A 23,488-nucleotide genomic window follows, 5' to 3' on the forward strand; every position below is an offset into this window, starting at 1 on the left:
CGTACATAAACATTATTTATTAATTAGCGAAAAGTATAGTAAGAATTTTTTTCTAGTTACCCTTTTTTCACTTCGGTAACTGTCTCTTTAGTATTTTATAATAGTAAATTCAATCCTGTAACTTAACAGAGCCTTGGGATATGAAGTGATCTAAGAATAAGGGTTTACGATATTATTGTTGTTGAAATTATTTTACTAACAGCACAGGTTGATGAAGAAACTGAAAATCCAGAAAAAAATTAATTAAAATTGGAACTTATATTTGTTTCAACCGTATTAAATTATAAGTTCATTGGAGTTTATTAAACTTCCTGGGGTAGACGAGTATGACAAGAACACGTCGTACTATTATCTTGGTGAATTGATTAATAAAGAAGCGATTTCTTAACAATTTACATCGAATTGGGTTTTCGTTGATGAGGCAATTAAACAAAATAATAGCCTCATGAACAAATCAAATAAAATAGCTGGTTGCAGCATGAAACACTGTTTTGAAAGAGCCTAAAAAATTTATAGAAATATAAGGTGGTGTTTCCCATTAATAAGGACATTAAAATTTTTTGGAATAATGTAGGGAGAGAACATGGCGGTTTATCGTATGCTCCTACAATCAAAAAGAACACTGAATACATAAAAAAGCAAACATTAGAAATGAATATAAAGCGTTGTAAAGAGGAGGACACTAATCGATTTATCCAGCATGACCAAGATACATTGATAGAATTACCACCCCAAGCTTCTGACGATCATTTCATTATCATCTATTGTATCGAAAGTGGATTGCAGTTCTCTTTAGGTCATAAGAAAAAGTATAGCTGGTGGTTAATCGATATTGTAGATATTGAGGAAATTGAAGAGAATGTGTATTGTGTGCATGATTTATTTTTGGATATTACAGTGAATCTACACGTAGCCTATCAAGTGCTTGATATGGACGAGTTCCATTATGCTTATTCGAATAACATTTTATCTTCTAATCAGTATGAAAAAGCAATGAATTCTTTCATTTCCATACTAAATAAATTAAATCAAGATCAATTTCCTGTTGTTTGGTTAAAACAAATGGTTAATAAATATCAGTCTCATTTGAACGATACGGTTACACTAAACTTAAAATAATTTAAGATTTCTTAAATTCAAATACATAGCACTCTTCACAAAATCATAATTTTTCGTTGATACTTACAAGTATGCGTATCAATCGGCATGAGTGACCCTTACAAGCGCGCGTATCAATCCCAACAGAAAACCAGAGTTATTCTACAAAATGCATAGAATAGACTCTGGTTTTATTTTTATATTTCGCAAATCGAATATTGAACCAACGCACCTTGTTAGTCCAATAAAAAAGAACTGCGTAAACAGTGCTATAGTTCCTCAACTAAAGCCTTCGAAAATGGAGGCACTTCTTTTAACTACAGATAGTCGAACCCGAGATAAGAGATGGGAATCAATTATTTTTTAGTTAAAAATGGAACTGGTGCTAATCTGTTATTCTATATTATTTGCTTGACAACGTAGTTATATATTTTTTAACTACTTCATAAACATATTCTTGATTTGCTGATGCTGTATCTGGGTTGTATTTACCACCATTGGTTTTATTATTTGACAATACTCTAATACCCAAGAATGCTACATCGTAAGCTTGGGCCATTTGCGCTGCTGCGGCACCTTCCATTTCTTCTACAGATGTACCATACTTAGTATGGAACCATTTAATTCGATCAACTTCATTATTCCAAAGGTCTGCTGAACCTATAGTACCCTCGACAACTTTACCCTTAGTGTATTTATCTTTTACTGCATTAGCAGCTGCGAGTAAATCCTTGTCTCCCTCGTAGTACCGGATTTTTTCAGCATTAGGATCTTCTCCTGCACTTCCTTCAGAAGCCATTAAATCCATAGGTATCCATTTAGTTGGATCAATTCCTTGGTTTTCATTCATGTTTTCTGTTTTCAATGCACCTATGTTTGTAACTCTTTTTCCTAATACAATATCAAATACGTTTAAATTCGGATCATGTCCGCCAGCTGTTCCTTGATTGATTATTGCTATAGGGTTATATCTTTCAACGGCCACTGCTGTAGCAGCTGCTGTATTTTCCATTCCTTTACCTGTTTTAGCAACGATGACAGGATAATTGTCCACTGTTCCTTTGTAAAATACAAAATTACCTATTTTTTCCTCTTTAACATTTTCTAGCCTTTTTGCAAAGTTTTCAGCTTCTATTGGCATTGGCCCTTGAACGATAATAGGCTGTTGGGTATTTTTTTGTCCAGCTTCATTTTGTGGAGATTCATTTTGTGAAGCTGAATTACATCCTGCTAGTATTGATAATAACAGTACAGTAATCGTTACTAATAAAGCGAATTTTGGTAACCTTTTGTTTTTCATAAATAATCTCTCCTTTTTCTCTTGTTGTGTTTGTTACACTGGAAGATTTGGTCTAAAGAAAAAAGTCTAGAAAATGTAGAGTGATTTCTACCTTCTAGACCTACAAAGTCAAGGTATAGATAATTAAGTAAAAAATGATGTTTTTGCTTAATCATAAAATGGCAGCGGCCAACAAGCCGAACAGCCGAATACTTTAACTCGTAGTCCAGTTCTCATTGGGAACCAGGTAGAAACGCTCAGACCATATTACCGAGTATATACGAGTAATGATATTTAAGATTATTACTTTTTTAATATAGCAAACTTATAATAGATGTACAATAAAAACCTGAATATTTTTCTTATAAAGCAACTTAATGTTCGCTTTTTTACGGGAAATAGAGAAAAAAGGGGGCTCATTATTGGTGAAAAACAAATTATCCTTAACGATTAATACTATTCCGCTTATTTTACCACCTTTTCTTAAACTCTCCTGCTTCGTTTAAAAACAAACTTTCACATTCTCATGCCAATCCACCTTATCCTTCCAATAATGCTTGATAATAAATGAATTCGCTGCCCACTTCTACAATCAGCATGAAGGTATTATCATCCCCTACTGCAAATATCTTAGTCCCTTTATCCAATTTACTCGCATAAAAATCTTTATAAAATGAGCCTGAAGTTTTGCGCTTTTTGATTTCACCTAAAAGTTCACCTTTCACAGCTTCAAACTCAATTATTTCTGTTTTTGAATAAATAATATCTTGATATTACAAAATATCTATATCTGGATGCTCTTTCAATAGCTCTTTTGCAGTCAGATTATGTGTACCTCTTGAACAACTTACTAATACAACAAAAATGCTCATCAAAAAGATACAATATTTTAGTGGAGTAATCATATAACCACACTCTCTATTTATTCTCCATTACTATTTATCTCCACATTACTAGAATATATTTTGACTGCAAGAGCAGTATATGAACCGGTATTATTCACAAAGATCATCCATATATATTTGTATAGGAAATTATCATTACGACCCGGTCAAATAAATCCCGTTTAAAGGAGCACTCTTATGTGGTTTTTCTTCGCTTTACTAACTGCCCTAGCGTGGGGTGGTGCAGATTTATTTTATAAAAAAGGTTCAGACAGCAAGGATAAATACAGTCATTTAAAAATTGTCGTCATGGTCGGTCTTGTGATGGGTATCCATGCAACTGGCTATATGCTGTATGAAGGTTTAACATTCCGTCCTTCCGACATGCTAAAATATTTACCCGTTTCTTCTCTTTATATTTTATCTATGACAATTGGTTACATTGGGTTACGTTACTTAGAATTATCAATCGCATCTCCTGTACAAAATTCATCTGGTGCTATTACAGCTGTTCTTGTCTTCATTTTCTTCCCACAGCCAGTCGATATATTACATATTCTTGGAATAATCATTATTTCACTTGGCGTTATTGGTATCGCAGTAGTTGAAAAACAAATCGAAAATGCAACATTACGATTAAACAATACCGAAATCGACAAAAAATATCAGCTTGGATTTATGGCGATTATGTTCCCTATTGCCTATGCTTTGATTGATGGCGCTGGTACATTTGCTGATGCAGTCTATTTAGATGAGCTAAAATTAATGACTGAAGATGCTGCATTACTTGCTTATGAATATACATTTTTCATCTGTGCAGTTATTTCTTATTTTTATTTAAAAGTAATAAAAAAAGAGACTTTCTCTATTTTCAAAGAACGTGACAAAGCATGTGCAGCAATTTTAGAGACAATCGGTCAATTCTTTTATGTATTTGCCATGTCATCATATGCGATAATAGCGGCTCCAATGATCGCATCTTATAGCATTTTCTCTATCATTCTTTCACGTATTTTCTTAAAAGAGAAACTATCGCCAAAACAATATATTGTTATTACTGTTGTAATGTTGGGGATTGTTTTATTAGGAATTGCGGATGCTTAGAATAAACAGTAATTTCAGTAGTAGTAGGCTTTCTAAAAAGGAGTCAATAAAAAATCAAGAATGCAGTTAAATCAGCATTCTTGATTTTCAAAATGGGACGTCGATGAGTCGAAATTCGACTTATTAGACAGTTCCTTTTTTAATATGGTTGATCAAAATCTTCATATTGGTCGGCAAAGGTTTGCATCTTATCTTTTTCAAATACATCTAATAACTTGTTGTACTCCTCATCTTCGATTACATAGTAAAGAGGTACTCTCGCTACATAATCCGAATATAAAATACGCTCATTTTCCTCATCTAACCACATATTATAATTCACTACAATTAGATTCTGCGTTCTATCCTTAAATTGAATATATTGATATGGTAAACGATTCACTTCTTCATCGCTTAATTTTAAATTTGTACCATTATTGAAAATCTCCATTAATTCATTATATTTCGGTTCAGTTTCAATCGATTTTTTTACAACTACATCGCCTTCCTCAGTGATATTGCCTAACTCAATTACATTATTTGATTTCATACAACCTGTTAGAACGAACATAATACAACACAACATTAAAAGTTTCTTCATTACACTATCCCCTTTTAAAGGTATGAAAAGTTTTTCCGTAGTTGTATTATGTTTCCCAATTCCATAGAAAATATTACGTCTTTCAAAACTTCATTTGACTATATTTCCAAAACATTTTAAGTGACAATATTGAATTTTCCATTTACTTCGTCACTTTAAAGCGATAAACTATAATGATATTATGATTTTACTGGAGGAAGATTTTCTTGAAAGAATTCATTAATAAGCTGTTAACAGGTATGAGCATTGGAATTGTTGTATCATTAATACCAAACGCTCTTGTAGGTGAACTATTAAAACTACTCATTCCACATTTTCCAGCTTTACAACAATTACTAGATATATCCGTTTTAGTGATGAGTATGTTACCAATAATGATTGGTGTTACTGTTGGTATGACATTTAAATTAACACCAATCCAGACAGCTAGTATCGGCTTAGCAGCTGTTGTTGGTAGTGGAGTAGTGCAAATAAATGAAAGTGTTATGACATTAAAAGGTATTGGTGTCGTTTTAAACACAGGTGTTACAGCAGGTTTAGCTGTACTTTTTGTTAAATATATTGGTACAAAGTTAAAAGATTACACAATTCTTTTACTTCCAACTTTAACTATTTTCTTTCCTGGTTTATTTGGTTACTTGATCTTACCTTATGTAAATGCAGGAACAGGAATTATTGGGTTAGGAATTCAACACGTAACAGATCTTCAGCCTATTCTTATGGGAGCAATTATCGCTGTTATTTTCTGTGTACTCATTTTGTCTCCACTCTCAACAGTAGGTGTGGCAACTGTCATTATGCTATCTGGCATCGGCGCTGGGGCGGCCAATTTGGGTATTGTTTCAGCAGGTATTGGTCTATGTATTGCTAGCTATAAATCAAATTCATTGGGCACAGCACTAGCTCACGTACTTGGTTCACCTAAAATTCAAATGCGTAACTTCTTTATGAAACCAAAAATAGCTTTTCCAATGCTTATTACAGCTGCCATATTAGGAGCTCTTGCTGGCGTATTAAATGTACAAGGAACATCTATGAGCGCCGGGTTTGGTCTATCTGGACTTATTGGACCATTAAACTATATCAACTTAACACCAGATGGCTGGACGACTTCGAATATTACAGTCATGATTGCAATGTTCTTCGTCATACCAACCGTTTTAAACGTTATCTTGATTCGCATCTTCTCAACGAATCTTAAAATGATAAAATCTGAAGATTATAAAATCCATATTGAATAAATTAATGCCATGTGAAGAATATTTCTCACATGGCATTTTGTTAGATTGATAGGATTAGTTATTTTGTGAATAAATAGAATGTTGCTATTTGATTTCAGGTTGGTGAGAGTGGTGAGTATGGATAATTTATCTTTGAGTAGAGATAATTCTTTTCCCAGTAGCGCCAATCACCTCCCAGTAGCGCTAATTCCCCTCCCAGTAGCGCCAATCTCTCTCCAGTAGCGCCAATCCTTCCCCGAGTAGCGCCAATCCTCCCCAGTAGCGCCAATCTCTCTCCAGTAGCGCTAATCCTTCCCCGAGTAGCGCCAATCCTCCCCAGTAGCGCCAATCCTTCCCCGAGTAGCGCTAATCCTTCCCCGAGTAGCGCCAATTCCTCTCCCAGTAGCGCTAATCTTCCTGAGTAGCGCCAATCACTCCCCGAGTAGCGCCAATCACCCTCCCAGTAGCAACAATCCCCAAGACCTAACTCCCCCCTATCAAACCACAAAAAAACCACTCCAATTTTCAGAGGAGTGGCTTTCTATGGTTACATATTATTCATTCTCTTTAAAAACTTTTTTAAGAACAGCTATCATAAACTCGAGATCCTCATCTGTGCAAGATAGGGGTGGGCTAATCGTTAGGATGTTGTTATAGCCTGCTACTGTATCCCCGTTCTTACCAATGATTAAGCCATTTGCCTTACAATCGGATACAATTTTCAATACACGTTCGTTAGTTGCTGGTTCCATCGTTATTTTATCTTCTACCATTTCAATTCCTATTAGGAATCCAAGTCCGCGAATATCGCCTACATATGGATGGTTACTTAATTCTTTCAGCTCTTTTTGTAGTCTATCACCAAGTTCTGCGGAGCGATCGAATAAGTTTTCTCTCTCCATAATTTCGATATTTCTTAACGCCACTGCACATGCCGCTGGATTTCCTCCAAATGTATTGAGGTGACGTAGATGGCTATTTTCTTCTCCCGTGTTGAACTTTTCATAAATTTCTTTTCGAACGGCTGTCACTGAGAGTGGTAAATAGGCGCTAGTCAGGCCCTTTGCCATTGTAATAATATCCGGTTTTAAATTAAAATGCTGATGCCCAAACGCTTTGCCTGTTCTTCCAAATCCACAGATTACTTCGTCAATAATTAGGAGTACCCCGTGTTTGTTACAAATTTCTTGAACCTTCTCAAGATAGACAGGATGTGGGATTAAAATACCACCACCTGTAATAAGCGGCTCCATAATAATTCCTGCAATTGTTTCTTTTTGCTCCCAAATAATTTTATCTTCGAGTTCTTGGGCACGTTGGAGATTGTATTCTTTAATCGATTGCCCTTTTGGTCGGCGATAATTATCTGGTGGTGCTACATGTAAAAAACCGTGTGAAAGTGGTTCATATTTATATTTTCTAATCGCTTGCCCTGTAGCTGACAGTGCCCCCATTGAACTACCATGATAAGCTCGATAACGAGAGATAAATTTAAAGCGCGCTCCTTCACCGTTTTGCTGGTGATATTGACGAGCAATTTTAAATGCTACCTCATTTGCATCAGAGCCACTGTTCGAGTAAAAGAACATATAGTCTCCACCAAGCATATCATTTAACTTAGCTGCCAGCTCGATTGCTGGTTCATGGCTTTGCGTCATCGGCACATATGCTAATTTCTTCATTTGATCATATGCTACTTGTGCCAATTCTTCACGACCATACCCTACATTTACAGCCCATAACCCAGACATACCATCGAGATATTTATTGCCATTGTGATCAATGATCCATGCGCCTTCACCACTATCGACGATCATAGGCTGATTTTTTTCATTGTAGGCTGAGATATGGTGCCAAACATTTTGAAGATCTTTTTCAACTAAAGATTGAGTTGGTTGTTTTACAGATTCCATGCATTCTCTTCCCTTCTATAATAGAATTAATGACGAGCTGTTAGCATCTTTTTACGTGTGTAAAACTCAATTCCATCACGACCATTCGCATGTAGGTCTCCATAAAATGATTTTTTGTATCCTGAGAATGGGAAAAATGCCATCGGAGCTGGAACACCGAGGTTGACACCTAACATCCCTGCATCAATTTCTTCTCTAAACTGACGAATAGCTTTTGCACTATCAGTGAAAATACATGCTCCATTTGCAAAATCAGATTTGTTTGCAAATGAGATTGCATCATCTAATGTATCTACTCGGACAATTGATAAAACAGGAGCGAAGATTTCTTCCTTCCAGATTTTCATCTCTTGTGTTACATGATCAAAAATTGTTGGTCCAACAAAATAACCACCTTCAGAAGGCTGATCATTGCGACCATCTCGTAATAGCGTTGCACCTTCTTCAATGCCAGATTCAATATATTGGATTGTTCGATCCTTATGGGAATCTCGAATGACCGGACCAAGGAAGATTCCTTCTTTCAAACCGTCACCTATTGTTAACTTATTTGATTCCTCTACTAATCTTGTTACTAGTTCATCTGCAATGTCACCTACTGCTACGACAACTGCACAAGCCATACATCTTTCTCCTGCTGATCCGAATGCGGCGTTAATAATGTTCGTTACAGTTAAGTCCATATCTGCATCTGGCAAAACAATTGTATGATTTTTAGCTCCAGCAAGTGCTTGAACTCGCTTACCATTTGATGTACCAGTTTTATAGACATATTCTGCAACCGGTTGTGATCCAACAAATGACACCGCTGGAATATCTGGATGACTAAGAATGCCATTCACGATATCATGAGCACCGTGGACAAGATTAAATACACCTGCTGGCAGACCTGCTTCATGTAACAATTCTGCAAGGAAATTAGCTAGAAGCGGCGTTCTTTCAGAAGGTTTCAAGATGAATGTATTGCCACTCGCAATTGCTAGCGGGAACATCCAGCATGGTACCATCATCGGGAAATTAAACGGTGTAATCCCCCCTACTACTCCTATAGGATAGCGATACATACCAGATTCAATACTTGTTGCAATATCAGGTAACTGATAGCCCATCATTAGTGTAGGAGCACCTGCTGCAAATTCTACGCACTCAATTCCTCGTTGTACTTCGCCATATGCTTCGGTATAGTTTTTACCATTTTCAACTGTTATAATTTTCGCTAGTTCATCCCAGTTCTCTATTAATAATTGTTGATATTTAAATAAGATTCTAGCACGCTGAGGAACTGCAACTTTCTTCCATTTAGTAAAAGCTTGCTTTGCAGCCTCAACTGCTTTTTCCAAATCTTGTTGAGTTGAAATTGGAACTTCTGCTAATATTTCACCAGTTGCAGGATTTGGCACTTCAATGTAGTTTTCTGTGGACGATTTTACCCATTGTCCATTAATAAAATTTGAAAGCGTTTTCTTATCAGTAATTACCTTATTCATATTTGTCCTCCTATTCTACTTTTCTTTAAAGTTGACGTTATTAACAATTAACCTCATAATTTATTTTACATATTATTTAGAATAGTTACACTTTACATAAAGTACACTCATGTTAGATTTTTTTTTACTTTTTGGGGGGCTATTGAAATGATGGAATTTGTTTTAACCATAAAAGACATATTAGATAGAAAATCGTTTAAATCAGCAAAAGTTATAGCAGGTTCAAAAGGCTTAAATAATCAAGTGAAGTGGTCTCATATTTTAGAAATAAAGGAATTTGAAACACTTATTAATGGTGGAGAATTAATATTAACAACTGGTGTAGGCCTTCAACTCGACCTTACAACTCAACTCAGGTATTTAGAAAATTTAATAGAAAAAAACGCCGCTGGTATGTGTATTGAAATCGGTCCTTATTTTAAAAAAATTCCTAATGAGCTTATAAAATTAGCGGATGAACATGATTTTCCTCTGATTATCTTTGAAGAGGTTGTACGTTTTGTCGACATTACTCAAGATTTACATACGTTAATTATTAACCAACATCACCAATGGCTTTCCCAACTTGATACGCTGTCCACAAAATTTACCGATCTTTCATTAAGCCCTAACGGAATCTTGAAAATTCTCCAAGAATTGAATCATTACTTCCGACAAGGTGTTTTGTTTATCACGGATAATTCAAAATCATATTATTACCCATCTGAAATAAAAGAGTTAGAAACGTCTATTCGTGCTTTTATAGAAAAATCACCTTCTGATATGACAGTACAAAGAAATTTTACTCTTTCCAATGAAACATTTGCTCTTATGCCGATTAAAGGACTAGGACAAGTTTGGGGGCATCTCTGCTTACAAGTACAACAACCGATGTCAAATGAGTTCTTTTTTCTTATTTTAGATCGAGCAGCCCTTGCCATTGCACAAATCCTTTTACGCAATCGAACAATTCAAGAACGAAAACAAAACATGGAAGATGAACTTGTACAAAACCTTATAAAAGGTAGAGACTATGAACAAGATGACCTACAAACTTATTTACCAGCTGCAAGTCGCAATATGTACTTTAGAATTTTTGTTATGCAGTTAGATTCTGCAGAGATCAATATTATTGAAGAAGACTGGGAAGAGATGAAGTTGCAACGCTCAATGTTAGTACGCTCCATTTTCAAAAGGCTTGGATTTTTTCCAGCTGTTTCTTCTAAAAGGACCGAAATAACGGTCATTGCATCGTTTATAGTAGCAGATCATTTGAAAGAGAAAACTGATAGATTTGAACAAATCATACAAAATATCAAGGATATGAAAGATACAAGTACACTTTGCGGCGATGAATGTAAGTTTGGCGTGAGTAGAGTATATAAGGATATAGCTCAAATAAGAGAAGGTTATGTAGAAGCAAAGAAAGTCATTACATTGAAAAAATCTGACATTGTCAACACTTATTTCTATAATGATATTGGTATCAATAGACTGCTATTATTGTTAATTGAGAGTAAACAACTTGAAAACTACGTTCATGATTATTTAGACGTTATTTTAAGCTATGATCAAAAATATGAAAGTGATTTATTTACAACACTTTGCATTTATTTAGAATGTAACGGGGTTAAGAATGAAACAGCAGATCGTCTCTTTATCGTAAGACAAACGTTGTATAATAGATTAGAAAAACTAGAAACACTTCTTGGTTCAAATTTCATGGAACCAACCAACCGTCTTGCACTTGAGGTAGCTATTAAAGCCTATCAGTTACTGCTTAAACAAAATAATAACGAAGAAAAACCGGTTTTTCTCATTTAGAGAAAACCGGTTTTATTATTTTCGCAAGATTAGTTTGACCTTGGATCTAAAATATCTCGTATTGCATTACTTAACATATAAAACCCTAATACCATGAATGTAATGGCAATGCCTGGCGCATATGTGTACCATGGTGCACTTTTCAAAAAAGCTTGAGAGTCTTTTAACATCCGTCCCCAACTAGGATCTGGTGGTTTAACCCCTAGTCCTAAATAACTTAGTGCAGCTTCAGCCAGCATTGCTACACCAAAACTAACAGATGCCGCTACTATCAAAGGTGACGAAACATTGGGTAGTATATGACGGAACATGATTTTGAATGGTTTTACGCCGATTAACTTTGCTGATAAAACATACTCGTATTCTTTGTGTTGTACAAAACCACTCCGAGCAATTCGAGCGATGCTAGGAATGGCGATTAATCCAAGTGCAATCGATGTATTGACAATGCCTGAACCAAACACAGCTACTAGCATTAATGCCAGAATAATCCCTGGAAAAGCCATTAAAGCATCCATGATTCTCATGAAAACCTCATCTACCCAGCCACCAACATATCCAGCTATCCCACCAATAAGTGTTCCAAAGACAACACCTATTGTTACCGTTAATGTGCCTACAAAAAAGGCTGTTTGAGTACCTTTCATAATGCGACTGAATATATCTCTTCCGAATTCATCGGTTCCAAACCAATTCTCACTATTTGGACCCTTTAACTTATTGGCGACATTCATAGCAGTCACATCATGTGGCGTATAGAAAAAACTCACGATCATTAATAATAAAAAAGATATCAAAATGAGGAGGCCAATTATTAAATTAATATTTTTAGCATTACCCATTAATGTTTTCATATGGACCTCCTTAATTTAACCGTATTCTTGGGTCTAAGACAGAATATAAAATATCTACTAAGAAATTGATAAATACTACGACAAATGTAATATACATAACAATTCCTTGTACTAACGGAAAATCACGATAGCCAATCGAAGTGATTAATAATTGACCAATTCCCGGTAGAGCAAAAACTTGTTCTACAATAATTGTTCCTGCTACAACTTCAGCTGTTATTAATCCGAATATCGTTAATATTGGAATCATCGAATTTCTTAAAACATGCTTATACATTACAAACTTTTCTGTAATTCCCTTACTACGAATTGTACGGACATAATCCAACCTTAACTGTTCCAATATCGCATTCCTAACATAGCGGAATTTTACAGCGATTTGAGGAATAGCAATTGTCAGTGCAGGTAATAATATGGCACCTAATGCTCCTGTTATACTTTCAGTCCAAGGTACATATCCACTGATTGAGAAGAAACTGAAATTCATTCCCAGGTATAAGATTAATAACATTCCCAACCAAAAAGAAGGAATAGCCATCCCTACCTGAGTGATGGAAGAAAATACAACATCACTCATTTTATTTTGTCTTTTAGCAACAAAAATACCTAAAGGGATAGCCACAATTATTACAATGAGCAGTGTAATCGCAGCTAATGAAATCGTGACCGGTAAGCGATCCATGAGCAATTCTTTTACTGGCATAGAAAATCTGATCGATTCGCCTAAATCACCTGTAACTAAACCTTTTGCCCAGTCAAAGTATTGAACATAAAGCGGTCGGTCCAAGCCGAGTTCTTTTCTCAGTGTCTCCACTTGCACTTCATCCGCCTCTGTTCCTAACATCGTACGAATCGGATCACCAGGTAAAATTTGAAAAACTGCAAAAGTGATAAAAGATACAATTGCCATTGTCACAACAAATAATATAATTCTTCGGATGATATAGGCCATGGCTCTTCTTCCCCTCTATTCAGTAAATCTTACTTCTGACATATCGTGGAACCAGAATGGATAACTTTTTAGTCCTTCAATTTTTTTATTTGCAGCCCATAGTACTTGATAGTCAGCAATATATACTGCAGTAGATTGCTCACTTAATATTTCTTGAGCACGTTTATACATCTCAATTTGTTTTTTCTGATCCGTTTCTTTTAATACAGCGGCCATGACTTTATCAAACTCTTTATTGTTGAATCGGAAGAAGTTTTCTTTGTCATTTGTAGATATATAATCATTTAAAATTTCATATGCTGACGGTTTTCCTGTTAAATCAATCGTTGTCATTTCATAATCTCTTCCAAAATACACACGCTCTAGCCAAATTCCCCACTCTACGACTTCAATCTCAACATCGATGCCTATTTCTTTTAAGTTCTCTGCAGCAATTTGAGCGATATTTGAGTACATATCATTATGAGAAGATACTGTGATTTTTGTTTTAAAACCTTTTGGATAGCCTGCTTCAGACAATAACTTTTTAGCTTTGTTAATGTCACGTGCATAGACATCTTGTAATCCATCAAGATAGTAATCTCCCATTGCTGGACTCATATTAGAGCCAAGGCGAGTTGCGTATCCAGAATAAACAGAATCAATAACATCCTGTTTATTAATTGCGATATTGATAGCTTGACGGACTTTTAAATCATTAAATGGCTTTTTTTCTTCATTGAACGTAATGATTAATGCTGAGTTGTTATTTTGGTGGCTAATGTTAAAATCATTTTCAACCTCAGATAGTCGGTGTCCACGAACTCCTGTTATATCTACTTCTTTAGCTATCAAACTCATTACTGCAGAGTTATCATCTGATTGGAATGCGAACGTTACCTTATCTAGATACGGTTTATTTTCTTGCCAATAATCTGCATTTTTTTCTAATACTAAATTAGAACCTGGTGTGTACTTTACAAATTTGAATGGACCTGTTCCAATTGGATTTTCATTTTGTTTGCCATCATTATCTTTAGGTACGATTGCAGATTGTAAAGCTGTTAAAGAATAAAGGAAATTAGAGTTTGGCTCTTTTAACTTAATGACAATTGTTGACTCATCAGGAGCTTTAACAGATTCTACATTGCCAAAGTTACCTGAAAGAGGCTTGCCATTCTTTGTCCCCATTAAGTGCTCAAATGTATAAAGGATATCATCTACTTTTAAGACGTTACCATTATGGAATTTCACATTTTGTCTGATTTTGAATGTATAAGTCAAACCATCTTTTGATAATTCATAGCTTTCAGCAATTGCGGGTTTTAATGATCCGTCTGTTTCTGGAGCAAATAACCCTTCGAACATATTTAAGATCATTTGAAATGAAATGGATGCCGTCGCTAAATGCGGGTCAAGAAAGTCCGGATCATCATTTACCCTTACTTTGATTTCTTGTTTTTTTCCTTCGCCTGAACTACTCCCGCCACTTTCTTTTCCACCCGAACAAGCACTGATTAAAAACATACAGACAAAAATCATTGCGACAACCATTAGCCTCTTTGTATTCTTCATGTTCAAATATCCCCCTCTTTGAATAAAGATATTTTATGTCGGCATTTCTAATTTCTTTTTGCTGTTGCAGCTTTTATAGCTTGGTGCTCCTTCAACTTCATTTGCTTCTTTAATAGCAATGATAATAGCTTCTTCCATCGCTTTTGCTGCCATATTGCCCACGAAATCTACTGGATAAGACTTTCCTCCAGTAGCTAGCACAAAAACAGTATCTCCATCCAGCATAGTATGCACTGGGAAAATGGTTCTAGCTAAGGCATTTTGAGTTATTTGGGCAACCTTTTTTGCTTCTGCTTTAGTCAATTTTGCATTGACTGCTACTAACCCAATTGTTGTATTAGATCCGGGTAATGCATTACCTGATAAATTTTCTTCTATAAACTTAAGGCTATCTATAATAAGCCCAGTATTAGCATCGATTGGACCTGCTAGTATTTCTCTCGTCAGCGGATCCCTGACATCTCCAACTGCATTAACAGCGACTAGTGCACCTACAACGAAACCATTGTCTAATTCAATTGAAGTACTACCTAAACCACCTTTCATGCAATGTTCCGGTCCAGTAATTTTACCTACTGTAGCACCACAACCAGCTCCCACATTTCCAAAAGGGAAAGCTCCCTTCTTGGCTTGCGAGGCCGCTTCGTACCCCATTTGCTTATCAGGGCGAATAGTTGGACTACCTATTTGTAAATCAAAAAGCACTGCACCCGGAACGATTGGCACTTTAGCGACACCAACGTCAAGTCCAATCCCTTGTTCTTCAAGGTATTGCATAACACCTGATGCAGCATCTAAACCGTATGCACTTCCTCCCGATAAACAAATACCATGTACTTCTTCAATTCTATTAATAGGATCAAGCAAATCCGTTTCTCGAGTACCTGGAGCTGAGCCTCGTACGTCTACCCCACAAACAGCCCCATCTTCTGCAAGGATAATCGTGCAACCTGTTAATGCTTCTACATTTTCTACGTTACCGACCTTAATACCCGGTACATCTGTTATATTGCCAAAGCTCATGTATACGCCTCCTTGATAATATTTCTAAATATTCAATTAATTTTGTTTAGATAATTCCAGAATCTTACTTTCTGCATTCAAAAGCTTTTTATTATCTTCTTGTGAATATAGATGGCAGGCAACTTGCTGTCCGCTTTCGTTATGAATAAGTTCAGGTCGTTCAACTTTACAACGATCAAACGCCTTTGGACATCTCGTATGAAACGCACATCCCGTTGGAGGATCAGAGGGACTTGGTGGCTCTCCGCTTAGCTGAATTTTTTCCCTTTTCTTTTCGAAATTTACAATAGGAATTGCAGATAGTAATGCCTGAGTATATGGGTGAAGCGGATTATTATAAATATCATGTTTAGGTCCAATTTCAACAATTCTTCCTAAGTACATAACACCCACACGGTCACTAATGTGTTTCACTACACTTAAGTCATGAGAAATAAATAAATAAGTCAAATTGAATTCTTCTTGTAGATCCAACATTAAATTCAACACTTGCGATTGCACAGATACATCGAGTGCTGATACAGGCTCATCTGCAATAATAAATTTCGGATTCATCGACAATGCTCTCGCAATGCCAATGCGCTGTCTTTGTCCTCCTGAAAATTCATGAGGGAATTTTGCGAGCGCTTCTTTTGGTAAGCCTACCTTTTCAATTAAGTTCTCTACTTTTCTAGTTCTTTCAGCTTTTGATAAGATTTTCTGAACAGCTATAGGCTCTCCTACAAGTTGCTCTACACGCATTCTAGGGTTCAATGAAGCGAAAGGGTCCTGAAAAACCATTTGCATATGTTGACGATGGTTTTGTAGTTGACGACTGCCTAAATGTTCTAGATGATTTCCTTCAAAAACAATTTCGCCATCAGTAGGTTCAGTTAAACGTAGAATGGTTCTTCCTAAAGTCGATTTACCAGATCCTGACTCTCCTACAATTCCTAAAGTTTCACCTTTGAATACATCAAAACTAATATCATCGACTGCTTTTACAAGTCCTGCTTTACCTTTAAATAGAGTACCTTTAATCGGAAAATAGGTTTTTAAATGCTTTATCTCAAGAATTTTTTCTCTCTCGTTCATTCAACAGTCCCCCCTTCACTAGCATAGAGGTGGCATCTAACTTTATGGTTATTCTCGAACTCTAAAAGTTGAGGCATTTCTTCTTGGCATTTTGTCATAGCATGTGTACATCGCGCCGCAAAGCGACAGCCTTTTGGAAATAAATGTGCAGGAGGTACATTCCCAGGTATTGATTCTAACCTTTTTAAGTCCACATCAATATTTGGAATAGTCCTTAATAACGCTGTTGTATAGGGATGCTTAGTTTTCAAGAAGAGATCTCTAACCGGTGCCTCTTCAACAATTTGCCCTCCGTACATGACAAGCACTCGATCCGCTGTTTCGGCTACAACACCCATATCATGTGTAATGAGTAATATTGAGGATCCGAATTGTTCTTTCATATCAATCATTAAGTTAAGAATTTGAGCTTGAACCGTAACATCTAGAGCTGTTGTCGGTTCATCTGCAATGAGTAGCTTCGGGTTATTGGACATTGCAATGGCAATCATAACCCGTTGTCTCATTCCACCTGATAATTGATGCGGATATTCTTTAATAATTTTTTCGGCTCTAGCAAATCCAACGATTTTCAATAAATCGACAGCTTTTTTGTATGCTTCTTTTTTCTTCAATTTTTGATGTTTCATTAACGATTCGACGATTTGATTTCCAATCGAAAAAACTGGATCTAAAGAGGTCATCGGTTCTTGGAAAATCATTCCGATTTCATTCCCTCGAACTTTCGTCATATCATCTTCTGACAATGTAAGTAAATCTCTCCCTTCAAGGGATATAGAACCTTCTACAATCTCACCTGGAGGACTAGGAATGAGCCTCATAATGGACAAGGATGTGATACTTTTTCCGCTACCAGATTCCCCAACTAACGCAACAGTTTCACCTTTTTTTATGGCGAAACTTACATCATCTACTGCTTTAGCTAATTTACCTTTACCTATATGGAAATATGTTTTTAACCCTTTAACTTCTAATAGTTGATCATCAGTACTTTTTGAAGGCTCTATGTGCAGTTGTGGACTTTCCATAAGTTCACCTCAATTTTAAGTTCAAATAGAAAACTTCACTGCTATGTTTTTCACTTGAGTATAGTTTCTTAATGCGATGAAACCTTTTTCTCTTCCAATTCCACTTTTTTTATACCCACCAAAAGGCATCTGGACTCCACCTGCAGCTCCGTAATTATTGATAAATACTTGGCCAGATTTCACCTTGGATGCGACATAATGAGCGACGTCGATATTTTGAGTCCAAATACCAGTGACCAGTCCATAATCCGTGCTATTCGCCAATGCTATTGCTTCTTCAATTGTTGCAAAAGTGAAAACTGTTAATACTGGTCCAAAAATCTCTTCCTTCGCTAGTGGATGTGTATTGTCCAGCCCGTCTATAATTGTTGGTTGAATATAATAGCCATCTTCAGAACCGCTAATAGTAATAGATTCTCCACCAGCGATTATATTCCCTGCTGATTTTGCATCCTGTATCTTTTTCATAATTTGTTCGAATTGTTTTTTATTTAAAATTGGGCCAATTTCTCTGTCATTAACACCAGGGCCAATCGTCAATTCGTTAAATTTTGATGTTAATTTACGTAAAAAATGCTCTTTATATTTCTCTTCAATAAGTAATCGAGATCCCGCTGAACATGTTTGCCCAGCATTTTGAATAATAGCTCTAACTACACCTTCTAGCGCTAACTCTTCATTAGCATCAGCAAATACGATGTTTGGAGATTTACCGCCAAGCTCTAGTGTCACGGGTACGACGTTTTCTGCAGCGGCTTTCATTACAGAAATACCTGTGTTAACGGAGCCAGTAAAAGTAATATGTTGAATTCCTGGATGTCCCGCTAAAGGTCCGCCGACATCAGCACCTAGACCTGTCACATGCTGAAATATCCCTTTAGGTAACTCACTTTCTGCAAACCATTCTGCAATTGCATGTGTTGTAAGAGGTGTATCTTCTGCACTTTTTACAATGACCGCATTCCCTGTAGCAATTGCTGCAGCAACACTTCTCGCAGTAATTTGAAGAGGGTAATTCCATGGGATAATATGTGCTGTCACACCAACAGGCTCTAAGACAGTCGCATTTAATATCCCCTCTTCAATTGGTATCGTGTCTCCCATCACTTTGTCTGCTGCTCCACCGTAAAATTCAAAGTATCTAGCGGCAGCTTCTACATCAGCTTTGGCTTGTGAAATAGGTTTCCCTACATCTTCACATTCCCACTTACTCCATTGCTCAGCATTATTTCTAATATGCGCTGCAAGTCTTACTAACAGTTGCCCTCGTTCATAAGGCTTTACCTTTTTCCATTCATTGCTTTCAAATGCCACTTGGGCTGCATTCACTGCTTCATCCACATGTTCTTTTTCACCTTTTACTATCTCAGCAATCAGCTCACCATTGGATGGATTGAAGACTGGTAACCACTCATTAGAATCGTCACCAATCCATTCCCCATTGATTAACATTGGTATCCGTTTCATCTTCTTCACAACCTCTCTTCTTTACAGACCTCTGCCACCATCAACATTCAATGTAGCCCCTGTTACAATTTTCGCGCGATCTGATAATAAGTAAGTCACTGCGTTAGCGATATCTTCAGGTTCAATTAATTCACCAAGAGGAACACTTTTTCTAAATACTTCCTCTTTTACTGTGCTGATATCAGCATCTTTGGCAGCGAATTGACCTAACATATTAGTATCCGCTGGCCCTGGATTAATGGTATTTACTCTTATAGAATAAGGCGCCAATTCGATTGCCATCGCTCTTGAAAAACTTTCTGCTGCCCCTTTTGAAGCAATATACGACTGTAAACCCGGTCGAGGTCTAACAGCTGAAATCGAGGCAATAATGACAATTGAACCTTGACGATTAGGTTTCATATATTTGACTGCTTCTTTACATGAAATGAAAAGACTAGTCGCATTAATATCCATGAGTTTATGCCATTGACTCAATGTCACTTCTTCAATAGGCGTTGCTGCTTGAGCAATGCCTATCGCATTTACCAAACCATCTATTTTGCCGAAGTCTTTGTGAACTTGAAAGAAAATTTCAGAAATCTGTTCTTCATCTAAGACACTCGCTGCATGCGTCTGAAGATTAGGATGTTGAATTGATTGTAATGAATCCGTAGATAAATCAATCCCAATAACGTAAGCTCCTAACTCGAGGAGTTGAGAAACAATTGCCTTCCCCATTCCTCCACCAGCACCTGTCACAACTATTACTTTATTGTTTAAGTCCATATTTTCGACTCCTCATTTTCTTTAATGGCATATTGTTCTATTATTTTCGCTGAGATGGCTGAACCCATTTGTTCGGTTGTTGCTTTTCCGCCAATATCAGCTGTTTTTATCTTCCCTTCAAGGAGTACCGATTCAATCGCATTAATAATTTTTTCCGAAAGATCCGCTCTACCTAGATGGTCAAGCATTAAAGCTGCTGACCACACCTGTGCAATTGGATTAGCGATTCCTTTCCCCGCAATATCCGGTGCAGATCCGTGAACAGGTTCAAACATAGAAGGAAACTGTTTTGCTGGATTAATGTTGGCAGAAGGAGAAAGACCCAATCCACCGACAATCCCAGAGCCAAGATCTGATAAAATATCACCAAATAAATTGGAAGCGACCACAACTTCGAATGATTGTGGTCGTTGTACAAAATATGCAACAAGAGCATCAATATAAACCGATTCTAATTCAAGGTCTTGATACTCATTTTTTACTATTCTCTTAACATGCTCATCCCATAGTTTCATAGAATGGATGATTGCGTTAGACTTTGTAGCACTCGTTACTTTCTTCTTACCATTTTTCTCTGCATATTCACATGCAGCTTTTACGATTCTTTCAATACCTGCTGTAGTCATAATGGTATTTTGAATGGCCATCTCTGAATCTTGAGTCTCAAACATACGACCACCACTATTTGAATATTCACCTTCTGCATTTTCACGGAAGATGACAAAATCGATATCATCCCCATTGCTAAGTGGTGATGTTATGCCCGGTAATGATTTCACAGGTCTAAAGTTTACATATTGTTGGAATTGCTTACGAATTGGCATTATTAATTCCCAAATTGTTACGTCATCTGGTACTCTAGCATCACCTATTGCGCCAAATAAAATAGCGTCATAACTTTGTAGTGTGACAAGCCCATCCTCCGGCATCATTCTGCCATGTTCCAAATAATAATCCGAACTCCAATCGAAATTTTCCTTATGCAATACAAAATCCTGTTCATGTTCTTCGAGGATAGACAACACTTTTAATGCTTCCGCCATTACTTCAACACCGATACCATCTCCAGGAATTACAGCAATTTTAAATTCAGTCATTTACAATACTACCATCCTTTAAAAAGCGTAATGCTGCATCTCTAAAAATAGCCGTTGTAACTGCTAATTCTTCTATATCTACATACTCATTGATTTGGTGTGGAATTTCTCTATCTCCTGCCCCAATTGTAATGATCGGCACACCATGCATGTGTAAAAACGTACCATCTGTCGCTCCAGGTACCCCATTATAAATTGGTTCTTCTCCTGTCACTTCTTTGACAGCATCATAAACCGCTTGAACAACTGGATTATCTTTTTCTGTAAATGTAGATGGTCGGTTATCTAAAATCGTTAACTCTACATTAAAATCAGAGTCATCTTTTTTTAATCTCATGATAATTTCATTAATCTTATTTAATAATTCATCATGATCCTGTTGTGGAACGGTACGAATATCGAGTGTCATCATACAATGATCAGGAATAACATTAATCTGAGCATCTCCTTTTACGGGTGCTTGTAGAATAGTAGGCGTAATAGAAGGCCATTTTAAGTATGGGTCTTCCCCTAATCTTTCTTGCTCTTCCTTCTCAAGTTTTTCGAGTTCTACAATTAGTCTTGCCATTCGCCAATTTGGATTAATGCCACTCCACGATATTGCCCCGTGAGCCATCTTACCGTATACGTCTACTCTAATGCGCATTGCCCCTCGCTGAGCGATAGAGACATTATTTTCTTGAGGTTCACAAATAATAGCCCCATCTACACCTTCTGCCCAACCTTGTTTGATGAAGTGCTTAATGCCAAGCATCATGCCTTCTTCATCAACGGGAATGCACAAAATGATTTTTCCACAAAACTTTTCTTTATCTTTTAGAATCGATTGAACAGCTGTGATCATACACGCCAAGTTACCTTTTGTATCATTCGTTCCTCTTCCGTACATCCGCCCATCAACAATTTCAGCACTGAAAGGACCGTACGTCCAAGCATCAACATTTCCTTCTGTTACAACATCCGTATGCCCTTCAAAAAGAAGTGTTTTACCAGGTTTACCTGAATCAATGATACCAATAACATTTGGTCTACCAGGTACTACTTCTTCAATATGTGTTTGAACGCCTATATTCTTTAAATATTCGGCTACATATAACGCTACTTTTGTTTCATTTGCATCTGCAATACCTTCTCTATATACACTTGGAATTTGGACTAGCTCCCGTGTTAATTGAATGACAGCTTCTCGATCTCGTAAATACGTCTCATTTTCTACTTTTAAATTCATTGTAATCTCCCCTTCTTTATTGTTTTTCAAATGTTCATAAGGAAAGTGAATATAAACTAAATAACAATTATGAACATTCTGATATTAATTATATTTTGAAAACGTTTTCTATTAATTGGACAATATGTGTGTACTTCTTATTCAAGATTAGACAAAACGTCTTATCTCTACTTGTATATAATTAGGGAATTCAAATATGAAGGAATTTAAGAGGTTTTCTGAGGAAAGGAACATTCTGTACATAAAAAAAGAAACCTTCAAAATGAAGGAATCCAATGTAGGTTGAAGTATTATATGATTGCTTAATCATTCTTAATATAGCTAAGGAAAATATTTTTCAGAATAAGTAATTGTGTCTCAGCAGGTACATTTGATTCGAGCAATACTATGCTTTTATGAAGGGATAATTTTTTAGCGAAAATACCGAACACATTCGACAAAGTTGATAGAGTATCCGAAATCGATATATCCGTCCGAATTGAACCATCTGTTTTACCCGTCTCGATAATTTTATAGTAAATATCTACAAGTTTTCTGGAGGTAACATTATATACTTCCATACCTTCAAACGGCTCAGTAGATTGAGCTACGTATGTTTCAAAACTTTCAAGAAATTTAATGCGACTTTCTTTTTGTTCGTTAAAAGATATAAATGTATCAAATAAATGCTCTATCTTTTCGTAACAAGTTCCTGGTTTTTCAAGTATTTCCTGGAAAATAACTATATTCGCTTCAAGTGCTTTTGCAGCTACTGCGACAATTACCCTATCTTTTTTGGGGAAATAGCGAAACAAAGTAGCTATGCCAATATTTGCTTCATCAGCGATGTCTTGCATTGTCGTCTTTTCAAGACCTTTCCTTGCAAATACTCGACCAGCTGCTTCTACCATTTCAATGATGCGTTTTTGTTTCCCCTCAAGCCGTTCTCTTTCTAATCGAGATTTCGGATCCATAGCAGCACACACTCCTTTTTTCCTCACAACTATGCGATAGTGATTCTATCAAACTAAATGATGAAAGTCAAAATAGGCATTCTAAATGTTTTTGTTGAATTTTCACATCTATTCATGATATT

Annotated in this window: 21 protein-coding genes and 1 riboswitch; of the genes, 4 read left to right on the forward strand and 17 right to left on the reverse strand. The window is 36.3% G+C overall.

Annotated features, from left to right (window positions below; all coding sequences use genetic code 11):
* Positions 1 to 528 precede the first annotated feature (528 nt).
* A complete protein-coding gene (locus AC3IS5_RS12945; protein WP_489424788.1) occupies positions 529 to 1,119 on the forward strand; it encodes a DUF402 domain-containing protein in 591 nt (196 codons plus the stop codon).
* 382 nt (positions 1,120 to 1,501) lie between these two features.
* Here AC3IS5_RS12945 and AC3IS5_RS12950 read toward each other — a convergent pair whose 3' ends face one another.
* Positions 1,502 to 2,398 (reverse strand): 5'-methylthioadenosine/S-adenosylhomocysteine nucleosidase, encoded by an 897-nt coding sequence (locus tag AC3IS5_RS12950; RefSeq protein WP_489424789.1) that lies wholly within the window; start codon positions 2,396 to 2,398, stop codon positions 1,502 to 1,504.
* Positions 2,399 to 2,579: 181 nt separating this feature from the next.
* A riboswitch (purine riboswitch) is annotated at positions 2,580 to 2,681 on the reverse strand.
* A 235-nt stretch (positions 2,682 to 2,916) separates the two neighbouring features.
* Positions 2,917 to 3,102 carry a hypothetical protein gene (locus tag AC3IS5_RS12955; RefSeq protein ID WP_489424790.1) on the reverse strand — a complete coding sequence of 62 codons (186 nt, stop codon included), beginning with the start codon at positions 3,100 to 3,102 and terminating at the stop codon, positions 2,917 to 2,919.
* Positions 3,103 to 3,459: 357 nt separating this feature from the next.
* Here AC3IS5_RS12955 and AC3IS5_RS12960 point away from each other — a divergent pair, with 357 nt between their 5' ends.
* Positions 3,460 to 4,365: an EamA family transporter gene (locus AC3IS5_RS12960; protein ID WP_489424791.1), complete on the forward strand. Its 906-nt coding sequence runs from the start codon at positions 3,460 to 3,462 to the stop codon at positions 4,363 to 4,365.
* Between the two features lie 139 nt (positions 4,366 to 4,504).
* Here AC3IS5_RS12960 and AC3IS5_RS12965 read toward each other — a convergent pair whose 3' ends face one another.
* Positions 4,505 to 4,945: a hypothetical protein gene (locus AC3IS5_RS12965; RefSeq protein WP_489424792.1), complete on the reverse strand. Its 441-nt coding sequence runs from the start codon at positions 4,943 to 4,945 to the stop codon at positions 4,505 to 4,507.
* Positions 4,946 to 5,151: 206 nt separating this feature from the next.
* Between AC3IS5_RS12965 and AC3IS5_RS12970 the strand changes: the two genes are divergently transcribed.
* Positions 5,152 to 6,186, forward strand: a complete 1,035-nt coding sequence (locus AC3IS5_RS12970; protein ID WP_489424793.1) for a PTS sugar transporter subunit IIC — start codon at positions 5,152 to 5,154, stop codon at positions 6,184 to 6,186.
* 183 nt (positions 6,187 to 6,369) lie between these two features.
* On the opposite strand, the gene AC3IS5_RS12975 is transcribed toward AC3IS5_RS12970, so the two are convergent.
* The 3 genes from AC3IS5_RS12975 to AC3IS5_RS12985 all read right to left on the reverse strand — a co-directional run bounded on the left by AC3IS5_RS12975 (position 6,370) and on the right by AC3IS5_RS12985 (position 9,565).
* Entirely contained in the window at positions 6,370 to 6,495 is a 126-nt protein-coding gene (locus AC3IS5_RS12975) for a hypothetical protein (RefSeq protein ID WP_489424794.1), read from the reverse strand.
* Between the two features lie 224 nt (positions 6,496 to 6,719).
* Positions 6,720 to 8,078, reverse strand: coding sequence for an aspartate aminotransferase family protein (locus AC3IS5_RS12980; RefSeq protein ID WP_489424795.1), 1,359 nt, complete (start codon positions 8,076 to 8,078; stop codon positions 6,720 to 6,722).
* A gap of 26 nt (positions 8,079 to 8,104) precedes the next feature.
* On the reverse strand, positions 8,105 to 9,565 hold the full coding sequence (locus AC3IS5_RS12985; RefSeq protein ID WP_489424796.1) for a CoA-acylating methylmalonate-semialdehyde dehydrogenase: 1,461 nt from the start codon (positions 9,563 to 9,565) through the stop codon (positions 8,105 to 8,107).
* A 147-nt stretch (positions 9,566 to 9,712) separates the two neighbouring features.
* On the opposite strand from AC3IS5_RS12985, the gene AC3IS5_RS12990 reads away from it, so the two are divergent.
* Entirely contained in the window at positions 9,713 to 11,368 is a 1,656-nt protein-coding gene (locus AC3IS5_RS12990) for a PucR family transcriptional regulator (RefSeq protein ID WP_489424797.1), read from the forward strand.
* Positions 11,369 to 11,397: 29 nt separating this feature from the next.
* Here the strand turns inward: AC3IS5_RS12990 and AC3IS5_RS12995 are convergent, their stop codons facing one another.
* The 11 genes from AC3IS5_RS12995 to AC3IS5_RS13045 all read right to left on the reverse strand — a co-directional run bounded on the left by AC3IS5_RS12995 (position 11,398) and on the right by AC3IS5_RS13045 (position 23,366).
* A complete protein-coding gene (locus AC3IS5_RS12995; RefSeq protein WP_340707253.1) occupies positions 11,398 to 12,222 on the reverse strand; it encodes an ABC transporter permease in 825 nt (274 codons plus the stop codon).
* 10 nt (positions 12,223 to 12,232) lie between these two features.
* Positions 12,233 to 13,174 (reverse strand): ABC transporter permease, encoded by a 942-nt coding sequence (locus AC3IS5_RS13000; protein ID WP_489424798.1) that lies wholly within the window; start codon positions 13,172 to 13,174, stop codon positions 12,233 to 12,235.
* Positions 13,175 to 13,189: 15 nt separating this feature from the next.
* On the reverse strand, positions 13,190 to 14,728 hold the full coding sequence (locus AC3IS5_RS13005; RefSeq protein ID WP_489424799.1) for an ABC transporter substrate-binding protein: 1,539 nt from the start codon (positions 14,726 to 14,728) through the stop codon (positions 13,190 to 13,192).
* Between the two features lie 33 nt (positions 14,729 to 14,761).
* A complete protein-coding gene (locus AC3IS5_RS13010; RefSeq protein ID WP_489424800.1) occupies positions 14,762 to 15,751 on the reverse strand; it encodes a P1 family peptidase in 990 nt (329 codons plus the stop codon).
* 36 nt (positions 15,752 to 15,787) lie between these two features.
* The gene (locus AC3IS5_RS13015) at positions 15,788 to 16,825 is read right to left on the reverse strand and encodes an ABC transporter ATP-binding protein (RefSeq protein WP_489424801.1); all 1,038 of its coding nucleotides are present in this window, start codon (positions 16,823 to 16,825) and stop codon (positions 15,788 to 15,790) included.
* Positions 16,822 to 17,853 (reverse strand): ABC transporter ATP-binding protein, encoded by a 1,032-nt coding sequence (locus tag AC3IS5_RS13020; protein WP_489424802.1) that lies wholly within the window; start codon positions 17,851 to 17,853, stop codon positions 16,822 to 16,824. Before AC3IS5_RS13020 ends, AC3IS5_RS13015 begins: the two co-directional genes overlap by 4 nt.
* Before the next feature lie 21 nt (positions 17,854 to 17,874).
* A complete protein-coding gene (locus AC3IS5_RS13025; protein ID WP_489424803.1) occupies positions 17,875 to 19,320 on the reverse strand; it encodes an aldehyde dehydrogenase family protein in 1,446 nt (481 codons plus the stop codon).
* Between the two features lie 21 nt (positions 19,321 to 19,341).
* The gene (locus AC3IS5_RS13030) at positions 19,342 to 20,088 is read right to left on the reverse strand and encodes an SDR family NAD(P)-dependent oxidoreductase (RefSeq protein WP_489424804.1); all 747 of its coding nucleotides are present in this window, start codon (positions 20,086 to 20,088) and stop codon (positions 19,342 to 19,344) included.
* Positions 20,079 to 21,185 carry a tartrate dehydrogenase gene (locus AC3IS5_RS13035; protein ID WP_489424805.1) on the reverse strand — a complete coding sequence of 369 codons (1,107 nt, stop codon included), beginning with the start codon at positions 21,183 to 21,185 and terminating at the stop codon, positions 20,079 to 20,081. Before AC3IS5_RS13035 ends, AC3IS5_RS13030 begins: the two co-directional genes overlap by 10 nt.
* Positions 21,178 to 22,413 carry a M20 family metallopeptidase gene (locus AC3IS5_RS13040; protein WP_489424806.1) on the reverse strand — a complete coding sequence of 412 codons (1,236 nt, stop codon included), beginning with the start codon at positions 22,411 to 22,413 and terminating at the stop codon, positions 21,178 to 21,180. The genes AC3IS5_RS13035 and AC3IS5_RS13040 overlap by 8 nt, the downstream gene beginning before the upstream one ends.
* 302 nt (positions 22,414 to 22,715) lie before the next feature.
* A complete protein-coding gene (locus AC3IS5_RS13045; protein ID WP_489424807.1) occupies positions 22,716 to 23,366 on the reverse strand; it encodes a TetR/AcrR family transcriptional regulator in 651 nt (216 codons plus the stop codon).
* Positions 23,367 to 23,488 lie beyond the last annotated feature (122 nt).

The organism is Viridibacillus sp. KH_047, assembly GCF_057838945.1.